Source organism: Myxococcus dinghuensis (assembly GCF_024198235.1).
In the GTDB taxonomy this organism is placed as follows: domain Bacteria; phylum Myxococcota; class Myxococcia; order Myxococcales; family Myxococcaceae; genus Myxococcus; species Myxococcus dinghuensis.
The window spans coordinates 1-9471 of record NZ_JAKCFB010000084.1; the positions used below are offsets into that span (position 1 = coordinate 1).

Here is a 9471-nt window from a genome sequence, read left to right on the forward strand (position 1 = left end):
CGCTCTCGCCGCCATCGAGAACCCAGGCACGGTCACACTTCCGAAGAGTCAGGACTGACGGCAGCTCCCGCCGGTCGTCCCGGGCGGGTCAGCACGGCGCCGGGACGGGGCACGGCGAACAGTTACGAATCCCTTACTCCTAAGGTGGGTGCAGAGCAGCGCTACCGTCCATCCATGGCTCGCCCAGCCGGCCTTCTCCGGGCTGGCGCGTACCGCCTCACGCAGGCGCTCAGAGGACAGAGGTGAAGCTGCTCTGGGCCGCCCCGGACGCGGTGCATCCACCAGCGCTGACGGGGTGCGCTCTGCCAGATAGCGCTCCAGCCAGTAGTAGACTGTCGGCCGACTCAAGGCCGCCAGGTGCGCGGCTTCGCCCGGGCCTTTGCCCTCGGCGATGAGCTTGATGGCCAGCAGACGACGGAAGTGGCGGGCATCGCGTGCCTGCCGCAGCGCCCGCTCCAACTTCCGCCTGTCGTACGCTGTCAGCCCCAACTCGGCAGGGCTCCGGGCCGGTCGCATGCATCGGAAGCTGCGCATGCGGCCGGAATTTGTCTCGGAACTTTTGGCCACCTACTTAGAGCGCCTAACGAAAGTCAGGGTAGAGGCGGCGCAGAAGCATGAGGCAGCAACCGAGGACGAGGAAGCCGAAGTGGATATCGTCCCTGCGTTCGTCGCGGACTCGAAGTCGGCGGAACTGATTCTTCCAGGCAAGGGTTCGTTCCGCGACCCAGCGGTAGGGACCGAGCCGCTCCTTGGATTCAACGCCTGGACGGGCAATGCGCGAGGCGATGCCGCGCAGGCGGAGGCCACGTCGGTTCTTGATTGAAGCGTAGGCCTTGTCGCCGTGCAGCTTCGTGGGGCGAAGCCGGCGCTGGCCCGAAGGCATTCTCACGGCAGGCACGGAGTCGAGGAGCGGGAAGAGTTCGTGGGTGTCGTGCACGTTGGCGGCCGTCACGGATTCGGTGAGGGGCAGCCCCTGGGCGTCTACGAGAAGATGATGCTTGCTACCCGCCTTCGCTCTATCCGTCGGGTTCGGGCCCGTGAGGGCCCCCTTTTTGACGCCCGGACGGACGAGGAGTCGATGACCGCCCTGGAGAAGTCGACCTTGCCGCGCAGGCCCAACTCGTCGAGCAGCCGCTCCTGGAGGCGCTCCCACACACCGGCTCGGGTCCATTCCTCCAACCGCCGCCATGCCGTCATGCCCGACAGGCCGAACTGTTTGCGGGGCAGCATCTCCCAGGGGATGCCACTTCGGAGAACGAAGACGATGGCCTCCAGGGCTGCCCTGTCGTCCGCTCGAGGTCGACCCAGCTTCTTCTTAGGGCCAGGAGGAGGAAGCAAGGGAGCCACGTGCCGCCAGAAGGCATCGGGGACAAGTTCACGAACCATGTCCTTCAACCTGTGGATGGTCCCTGTCTGCGGCCAGCCCATCCCGGATTTTCGTTAGGCGCTCTTAGGCCCTCCAGTCCATTCGAGCCGAGAAGAAATATCTCATCGGTGTTACCCTGCGTGGCGGCGCTGAACGAGCCCATCCAGGGGCCTGCACTGACCACCGATGTGAATCATCACGTGGCAGTTCGCGCAGACGATAGCGAGATCATCGAGCCTCGTCTCGGAGGGCGATTCGCGACTGCTCAGCGGGTGCAGGTGATGAACCTGTGCGTACGTCTCGCCGAGAGCCCCATAGACCTCGCCGAAATCGAAGCCGCAGCCCGGCACCTCGCAGCGAAGGCCAACGCCGCTACTCAGAACCTTTGCGATCTTCGCCGCTCGAAGGCGGCGCTCGCGCTTCCGGTGACGGACGTAGGCGTATCGAACCGCGCCTTCAAGTGCTCCCGCAGGGCCAGCTTCACCATAGGAGTGAGCCTCCTGTTCTCGACCTGCGCGCTCGGCCCACATCTGCTCAAGCATCTCTGCCGCAGCCGAGTTGATGCTGATGCCCGACCGCTGGGTGTTCCAGCGAACCTTGTCCAGGACTCCGCCAACCAGAGCGTCGCGAGGGATGAGCGCTCCCTGCTCATGGACTGGATGGAGGAGGGTCTCGAACTCGAAGCGGATCCCGTTGTCCCAGTTGCTCGTGGCCCACCCGGTGGCGAAGATACCGCGAGGCTCGACGCCTTGGCGGAGCCAGAAGAGTCGGTCGCCCTTCCGAACCTGGGAGTTCCCACATCGCCATTGGTCAACGGCAGGCGCTCGCCCGGCGCGAACAGCTTCGACGTCCTCCTCCAGGGTCATCCAGTGCCATTTTTCAGGATTCCATGTGAGTAGGAAGGCTGGTGGCGCCGGCTCCGGTCGCGAGCCGACGCGCCGCAGGTGAAAGCGCGCGGGCCCGCCACCTTCGTGAGAGACATAGGTGAACCGGCCGACGTACCGGAATCCTCCGTGCGGATGTTCCGACTTGTGGCGGCGATGAAAGGCGAGAAGCTCGCGACCATCCCCCGCGTGGTCGATCAAGAGCCGGTCGGTCCTGCCCTTAATCTGGCCGTCCATGAAGAGGTCGTCTCCATCGAGCCGGTCGGTGTACTGCGTCCGGTCCGCGGTCTTCACCTCGGTCACAAAGAGCCAAACGGACTCATGGCCCTTAGGCAGGAAGATGCCGTTGTCGAGAGTGGCGTCGGTGATGCCGAACTGCTCGCGCAGCGCCTCGCGGGAGTAGATGGATCCAAGAGTAAGGTGCTCAGAAGTCTTCATCTGAGTCTGATGATCGCCTGAGTAGGCACTTGAAGTCGCCGGCCTCAGCCACCCGTGGACCTGACGCGGGTGGTGGCCGTTCCTACATCCGAGCACTGGCAGGTGGGGACTGCCGACCCAGGTCGGCATCACCGCCAGCTCTGCTCATGTACGGGGCATGGATAGGGAGCAGCAAGGCTGGGCCTGCGCGGATGCGCGGAGAGGGGCTCGCTGCTTCCCGGTCAAAGCTCGCCTTCAGGAGGGCCGCTCTGGACTGGAGGTGTCGAGGTTAGCGTCCTGGTCGTGGAGTAGCTCTGGCACAGGTGCACGCTGGTCAGGGGGCTTCATCCAGGGGTGGTGGGCGGCGCAGACCGTCAATGGAGCCATGAGCGCGTCCACAGTACGAGCAGACCCAGGAGGGCCGCGAAGCCGCCTTAGCGACCCGTGCGGTATGGATCCGATGCCCCAGCGTAGTGGAACCGGCGAGGCGGGCATGCTCCGGGGGACATGGAGACCGTTTCCTGAGGCGCGGCCTTTTATCACCCGCCGTGCCTCAGGCAGTCGCGGCATTGACCTGTCTCCCATCAGCGGGAATCAGAGCTGGGAGGCTTGGGGGCCTGCTCTTCGGGACCGTTCGGCGATTCGGGAGGCGCCTCTTTCTGGTTCCTCTTCTTGCGCTCCTTCGGTGCCCTCGGAGCCTCCTCCTGTGGATGTGGCTTCCCCGCTACCACGGGCAAGCGGGGGGAGTTCCAGGAGAACAGGATGATGTCCTCGGGGAAATCGCTGCTTGTAGCTGGAGCCTCCACGCTGTTGTGAGGGGCCCTGAGGTGGGCCGGGTCCTCCTCGTTGCGGACCACGCGCCGAATCTGCCCGATGCGCTCAATCACGAGGGCCAACATGGACGTGATGCAGGCGGGGGCAGCCCGCTCCAGCTCTTCATCTGGAAGTCCATGCTGGGCCTGGAGGTCCGCTAGAATCTGGGCTCCCCGAGTCGCACTGGCCAGAGTGTTCAGCTCCAGGTCCAGGCTCAGTGCCAGAGGCGAGGGGAGGCTTCCGTTCTCTTCGGTCATGTCGGCCGTCCTTTCGTGGGTCAAGGCCTGTTGAGGAGGTAGCTCATGAGCTACATCCTGCCATCTCGCCCACGTGCGGCCAAGTAGTTCATGAGCTGTGTAGTTCATGAGCGACCTTCAGTAAGCCCGGACTGTGCCTACAGCAAGGGATGCGCCCACCAAGCGCGGTCGTTCGGAGGTCTGGACGCGAGGTCCGACGGCCCGTGCCATCAAGCGAGAGTTACGCCGACTCGGGGAACGGCTCCGGGAGCTGCGGTTGGAGCGGGGGTTCACTCAGGAGCAGGCGGCCGAAGCCATCGGCGTCCACCCGAAGCACATCATCAAGATGGAGCAGGGGGCCGCGAACGTCACGGTGGCCACACTGGTAGCTGTGTCCGTGGCTTTCAAGGTGCCACTCCGGGATCTGTTTCCTGATTCTGATGAGGACACCAGCAACCAGTGACGTGATGGGGCTACCGCCATCCAAGGGGCATGTAGCTCATGAACTGTGTAGTTCAAGAGCAACCTTGGATAGGCCCGTAGCGTGCCCACAGGGAAGCCCCCCGTTAAGCGTGGTCGTTCGGAGGTCTGGACGCGAGGTCCGACAGCTCGTGCGATCAAGCGGGAGCTACTGCGCCTCGGGGCGCGGCTCCGGCAGCTCCGCCTGGAGCAAGGGTTCACTCAGGAGCAGGCGGCCGAAGCCATCGGCGTTCACCCGAAGCACATCATCAAAATGGAGCAGGGAGCCGCAAACGTCACGGTGGCCACGTTGGTAGCCGCGTCCGTGGCCTTCAAGGTGCCACTCCGGGATCTGTTCCGGGAGATGGAGGAAGACGATAGCGGGAAGTGACGCACGAAGCTCCTTGGCCCAACCGCCCAAAGTAGGTGCAGGGGGGGGTACCTCCGAGCCACGAGTCCCCGGCTCAACACGCGAAAGCGCGTTCGCGATGACTTCTTCGGTGGAAACTTCGAGCCCGAGTTTGCCGAGCACAGGCTACTTGCTGGTCTTGTCGTGGAGCTACAGGACTGTGCCTCTGCCGCCCCGTCGCTCCTGATATCTCCACCGCCTAAGGGCAGCTCCAGCTCTGGCAGGCCGGCAGGACCTGGCATTCCTCGCCGCACGCAGCGCCCAACACACTGCCTGTCCAGTCCTACGCCGCGCCTACCCCTGGCGCACCGCCTGATTCTCAGCTCGGATGAATCCGCCGCTATCCGTCCTGCTATGGTCCCGCTGGGAGGCACGGATGACGCGCTCAGAACTTGGGGAGCAGATCGAGAGCCGCATGGCCCGAGTCTGCTGGAACTCACGGAACTGGATTGCTCCGACTGGAGAGGCCGCTCGTTTTGAGTCCTCCGGCACGTATTGCTCCGCCTACGGATTCGGCCATGAGGAATGGCTCTTCAACCCTTCGTGGGTCGTGGACGGCTGGCGGTACGGCTATGTCCAGGCGCTCCGTGGACGGCGTCAATCGTTGCCGCCCGAGATTGATCTCTACTTGTTCGCTATCGATGGCCGGGGGGCTCGGCGTGCAGTTGGGGTGATCCGCCGGTGCGAGATCATTGACGGTGACGAGGCCGCGCACGCCTTCGCGGCTTACAAAAGAAACGGCTGGCTCAAGATGATGCGAGAGCAGGTCGAGGTTGCCGGCGGTGACGCATCGATGATTGCTCACGCCAAACCAGAGGAGTTGTTTGACCTACGGTTCCGACCGGAGAGCCTTGAGATCCGCTCGCCTCCGACGGTGATCGGTGACCCCGATTTCATTCGCAAGTACCTAAAGGCCAGCCAGATCTACTTCGCGCCTCAGATGATGATCTCGGCTTTTGGTCGGACGACAGCGACGGTGGAGCCGTCCCCGAAGGAATTCATCCGTTCGAAGGCGACGGTGAAGTCGGGTTGGGAGGGCGGTGCAGTCGAGTTGCTACACAACCAGCTTCAAGAGGAACTCTACAACCTGCTCGTCACGAAGTACGGTAAGAACTGCGTGTGGGCTGAGCAAGAGCGAGTCGACCTCACCGTGAGGCTTCCGGACCGCCGCGTTCTCATCGAACTCAAGACGTACCCGGAAGCCCGCTACAGCATCCGAGAGGCCCTCGGCCAGTTGCTGGAGTACGGCTATTTGGAGGAGCCGAAAGACCCGCTCGAACTCGTCATCGCCTCACCCGCACCTTTGACCAAGGAGTGGGCGGCATATCTCGCGCGCATCCGACAGCGGTTCTTGATCCCGGTGAACTACCGGCGGTTCGTGTCGGGACAAAAGGACTTCGACCTCTAGTGCCTCCAACCCCCAGTCCTTTTGCGGTCCAGGTGGCGCTGACGCTGCGCGCTCAGCTCTATCCTGCTCTCTCAGGCTCAGCGTGCGGCCAAACGACGTGGTCCTCAAAAAGGCCGGAGCCTGCACGCGATTCACCGGGGCTCTGTCCATGCGGTTTGGGCTTCTTCGGAACGGATGGTAGAATCTGACGTTCCGGTCGAGTCAGAGGCGTAGCCGTACGTTGCCACTCGCCGGGTCAAGGCGTGGTAAGTGATTGGACGGAGCGCACGCGATGGCCAAGTCAGCACGCTTTCAGGTTGATCCTCGACTCGCGACCCTCCTGGGAGAGAGCTACCGCTCTTCTGAGCACGCTCTCAAGGAACTAGTGGATAACGCCTGGGATGCGGATGCTCACGAGGTAGACATCCAGTTGCCAGCCCCGATGACCAACGACCCCATCATCATCCGGGACGACGGAACTGGCATGACCGAGCAGGAGGTTCGGAGCGAGTACTTGAAGGTCGCCAGCGACCGGCGTTCTCGCAAAGGAGAGGAGACTCTGTCGCTCAAGCGGCGAATCAAAGGCCGGAAGGGAATCGGCAAGTTCGCTGGACTGATGGCTGCCTCCACCATGGTGATGGAGACCCGGGCACATGGAAAACGAACGAGCCTGGTCATCCGCAAGGAGGACCTACTCGACTCCCGCCAAGACTTGGAGAAGATCGACCTCCCGCTCACGACTTCGGAATGTGACGAGCGGGATCACGGAACGACCATCACGCTCACGGATCTGAATCAGGCGCTGGCGTTTCCGACGGCCGAGAGGCTGCGGGAGCTGTTAGTGCTGGAGTATGGCCGTCGGTCGGACTTCACGATTCGGGTGAACGGTGAGGCGCTTGCCATCGAAGACATTCCCGGCGAGGCGTTCACGGAACGGGCTCAGTTGCAGGCCGTAGGGCCCGTGAAGCTCTCTCTGACATTCGCCGATGGAAAGAGACCGCTCAAACATCCGGGTGTCGTCGTGCGCGTCGGCGGGAAGGTCGTTGGCAAGCCGATCTACTTCGGGCTGGATGAAGACGAGGAAGTTCCCGGCAAGCTATTGAAGAAGGTCTACGGCGAGATTGAAGCCGACGGCCTTGCTGCGGACGTGACCCCCGACTGGGGCGCTATCATAGAGAACAGCACAGGGTTCAAGGCCGTGGAAGCCTGGGCACGGGAGCAACTCAAGGAGAAGCTCAATAAGGTTTTCGTTCGCCAGATGAGTCTCGCGAAAGCTCGACTTCAACAGGAGATTGATCGCCGCCTGGCCGGGCTGCCGGAGCATCGACGCAGGTTCGCGGAGGCCGCACTTCAACGGGTACTTACGAAGTTCTACGGGGAGAGTGAGGAGCGTCGGGGCATTGTCATCAACGTCATGCTCGATGCCTTCGAGCGAGATGAGTACTGGGCGGTCATCCAGGCCATTGAAGTGGCGCGGCACCAGGGGGTCGCGACCTTTGCCGATGCACTGGGCCAGTTCGGGCTCGTGGATATGGCCGTCATCGGTCTCCAGACCCGGAGGCGCTTGGAGATCCTCGACCGCCTCGATGAGCTGATGACTCGGCCGGATACCCAGGAGAAGGAGCTGCACCAAGTCATCGAGCGCAACCTCTGGCTTCTAGAGGGCGAATTCACGCTGCTCTCCTCGAACCAGACCGTGGCGACCATCCTGAAGAAGTGGGCCGACAAAGAATTCACCGGAGATCGAGCCAAGAAGCGACCGGACCTGTTGCTGTGCGCCATGCTAACGGGCCGGCATCTCCTCATCGAGTTCAAGGAGCCCGGTCATTCGATTGACCGCGACGATGAGACTCAAGCCACTAAGTATCGGGACGATCTCCGTAGGCACTTCGACCCCCTCGATGTGCTCGTCATCGGAGGTAGGGCCGCGACGAGTGTGGACGCAAACTGGCGTCCCCCGGGTCTGCACGTGAGGTCCTACGCCGCTGTCGTGAGCGCAGCCAGGGCTCGCCTCGGCTGGCTTCTGGATCAGCTCAAGACCGACCAGCAAGCAGCGTGAAGCATCCTTGCTGCCCCAGTTTCGGCTTTCTCCCGCGCGATAGAGCAGAGGCCACCGCTCCCAAGGTGGTGTAGCCCCCATTTCGAACGGACAGGTCCCTACCGCATAGGACCAGCCTAGAGATGGACACGAAGACACTCGAAGTAGAAGTCATTCCACCAGTTCGCCCTGGGCGGCGACGGCGCTTCAACGCCGAGGAGAAGCAACGTTTCCTGGCCGAAGCGGAGATGGCCGGACAGAGCATCTCCTCGGTAGCCCGTCGCTATGGACTGTCGGCGAGCATGTTGTTCCACTGGAGGCGACTGGCGGAGGAGGGCTCGATGTCCAGCCTAGGCGCAGACGAGGCGGTAGTCCCGGAGTCCGAGGTGAAGCGGCTGCAGGCCCAGGTGAGGGAGTTGGAGCGGCTGCTGGGCAAGAAGACGATGGAGAACGAGATTCTGAAGGAGGCGCTGGAGTTGGCCCGCCCCAAAAAACGAACCTCGCCGCCCAGCTTGCCTCCCAGGGGCGGTTCCCGTTGAAGGCCGTGGCCGAGGCGCTGGACGTCTCGCGCAGCAACCTGGTGCTCCGAGTGCAGGACGGCGCCACGGAGGCCCCCAGGCGGCGGGGCCCTTACCGCAAGCGCACCGACGAGTCCCTGCTGGCGAGGATTCGTGCTGTCACCGACGAGAGGGCCAGCTACGGCTACCGCCGCGTCACGGCCCTGGTGAACCGGCAGTTGCACTCCGAAGGACAGCCCCGGGTGAACCCCAAGCGGGTGTACCGGGTGATGAAGGCCGCGGGGCTGCTGCTGGCGCGCCACACCGGCAAGCCGACGCGCACCCATGACGGCAAGGTGGCCACCCTCAAGAGCAACCTGCGCTGGTGCTCGGACGCCTTCGAGATTCGCTGCTGGAACGGGGAGCGCGTCCAGGTGGCCTTCTCGCTGGATTGCTGCGACCGCGAAGCCATGCGCTTCGTCGCCACCACCGGGGGCCTCACCGGGGAACTCGTGCGCGATTTGATGGCCGAGACGCTGGAGTACCGCTTCGGCGCTGGCTGCCGGCGGACGTTGCACCCCATTGAGTGGCTGACGGACAACGGCCCGGCCTACACGGCCCATGAGACGCGCGAATTTGGGAGCGGCCTGGGCCTGCTTATCCGCACCACGCCGGCCTACTCCCCCGAGAGCAACGGCATGGCGGAGTCCGGTCAAGTCCCGAATCGTGTGTAGTTGGTCGGGAGGGGGTTCGGGGGAGGAATGCTCCTTGGCGGGGTCAAGCGGCGGCAGTGTCTGGGGTTGAGTTGAGCAGGGACATGTCGAGGTAGCGGCGGTCATCCCAGACGCCGGTGACTTCGAGGGCGACGGCGGTGATGAGGCGCAGGGCGCTGGCCCGGTCCGGGAAGGCGCCCACGGAGCGGATGCGACGCTTCACCTCGCCGTGCAGACGCTCCAGGCCGTTGG

The 9471-nt window shown here is 63.6% G+C and carries 11 protein-coding genes; 6 read left to right on the forward strand and 5 right to left on the reverse strand.

Features of this window, described 5'->3' with window-relative positions; all coding sequences use genetic code 11:
• Nucleotides 1-48 precede the first annotated feature (48 nt).
• The 4 genes from LZ198_RS42135 to LZ198_RS42150 all read right to left on the reverse strand — a co-directional run bounded on the left by LZ198_RS42135 (nt 49) and on the right by LZ198_RS42150 (nt 3737).
• The gene (locus tag LZ198_RS42135) at nt 49-534 is read right to left on the reverse strand and encodes a helix-turn-helix domain-containing protein (protein WP_323383487.1); all 486 of its coding nucleotides are present in this window, start codon (nt 532-534) and stop codon (nt 49-51) included.
• Between the two features lie 46 nt (nt 535-580).
• Nucleotides 581-1386 (reverse strand): IS5 family transposase gene (locus tag LZ198_RS42140; RefSeq protein ID WP_253977832.1). Its coding sequence is split into 2 segments (ribosomal slippage): nt 581-1041 and nt 1041-1386, totalling 807 coding nucleotides; the frame shifts between segments, so codons are not numbered across the junction.
• Nucleotides 1387-1497: 111 nt separating this feature from the next.
• Entirely contained in the window at nt 1498-2688 is a 1191-nt protein-coding gene (locus tag LZ198_RS42145) for an HNH endonuclease (RefSeq protein ID WP_253977833.1), read from the reverse strand.
• Nucleotides 2689-3251: 563 nt separating this feature from the next.
• On the reverse strand, nt 3252-3737 hold the full coding sequence (locus LZ198_RS42150) for a hypothetical protein (RefSeq protein ID WP_253977834.1): 486 nt from the start codon (nt 3735-3737) through the stop codon (nt 3252-3254).
• A gap of 133 nt (nt 3738-3870) precedes the next feature.
• On the opposite strand from LZ198_RS42150, the gene LZ198_RS42155 reads away from it, so the two are divergent.
• The 6 genes from LZ198_RS42155 to LZ198_RS42185 all read left to right on the forward strand — a co-directional run bounded on the left by LZ198_RS42155 (nt 3871) and on the right by LZ198_RS42185 (nt 9240).
• Entirely contained in the window at nt 3871-4179 is a 309-nt protein-coding gene (locus tag LZ198_RS42155; protein ID WP_323383491.1) for a helix-turn-helix transcriptional regulator, read from the forward strand.
• A gap of 81 nt (nt 4180-4260) precedes the next feature.
• Nucleotides 4261-4566 (forward strand): helix-turn-helix domain-containing protein, encoded by a 306-nt coding sequence (locus tag LZ198_RS42160; RefSeq protein WP_253977836.1) that lies wholly within the window; start codon nt 4261-4263, stop codon nt 4564-4566.
• A 394-nt stretch (nt 4567-4960) separates the two neighbouring features.
• Nucleotides 4961-5992 (forward strand): hypothetical protein, encoded by a 1032-nt coding sequence (locus LZ198_RS42165; protein ID WP_253977837.1) that lies wholly within the window; start codon nt 4961-4963, stop codon nt 5990-5992.
• Nucleotides 5993-6263: 271 nt separating this feature from the next.
• Entirely contained in the window at nt 6264-8030 is a 1767-nt protein-coding gene (locus LZ198_RS42170; RefSeq protein ID WP_253977838.1) for an ATP-binding protein, read from the forward strand.
• A gap of 122 nt (nt 8031-8152) precedes the next feature.
• The gene (locus LZ198_RS43355; RefSeq protein ID WP_267145517.1) at nt 8153-8548 is read left to right on the forward strand and encodes a transposase; all 396 of its coding nucleotides are present in this window, start codon (nt 8153-8155) and stop codon (nt 8546-8548) included.
• A 5-nt stretch (nt 8549-8553) separates the two neighbouring features.
• Nucleotides 8554-9240 carry a DDE-type integrase/transposase/recombinase gene (locus tag LZ198_RS42185; RefSeq protein ID WP_253977841.1) on the forward strand — a complete coding sequence of 229 codons (687 nt, stop codon included), beginning with the start codon at nt 8554-8556 and terminating at the stop codon, nt 9238-9240.
• A gap of 43 nt (nt 9241-9283) precedes the next feature.
• Here LZ198_RS42185 and LZ198_RS42190 read toward each other — a convergent pair.
• On the reverse strand, nt 9284-9471 hold a 188-nt coding region (locus tag LZ198_RS42190; RefSeq protein ID WP_253977839.1), incomplete at its 5' end, for a transposase.

Bases quoted from the DNA above. Each gene is read 5' to 3' on its own strand.
- LZ198_RS42135 (WP_323383487.1), bottom strand. From the start codon at position 534: ATGCGCAGCTTCCGATGCATGCGACCGGCCCGGAGCCCTGCCGAGTTG.
- LZ198_RS42145 (WP_253977833.1), bottom strand. From the start codon at position 2,688: ATGAAGACTTCTGAGCACCTTACTCTTGGATCCATCTACTCCCGCGAG.
- LZ198_RS42150 (WP_253977834.1), bottom strand. From the start codon at position 3,737: ATGACCGAAGAGAACGGAAGCCTCCCCTCGCCTCTGGCACTGAGCCTG.
- LZ198_RS42165 (WP_253977837.1), top strand. From the start codon at position 4,961: ATGACGCGCTCAGAACTTGGGGAGCAGATCGAGAGCCGCATGGCCCGA.
- LZ198_RS42170 (WP_253977838.1), top strand. From the start codon at position 6,264: ATGGCCAAGTCAGCACGCTTTCAGGTTGATCCTCGACTCGCGACCCTC.
- LZ198_RS43355 (WP_267145517.1), top strand. From the start codon at position 8,153: ATGGACACGAAGACACTCGAAGTAGAAGTCATTCCACCAGTTCGCCCT.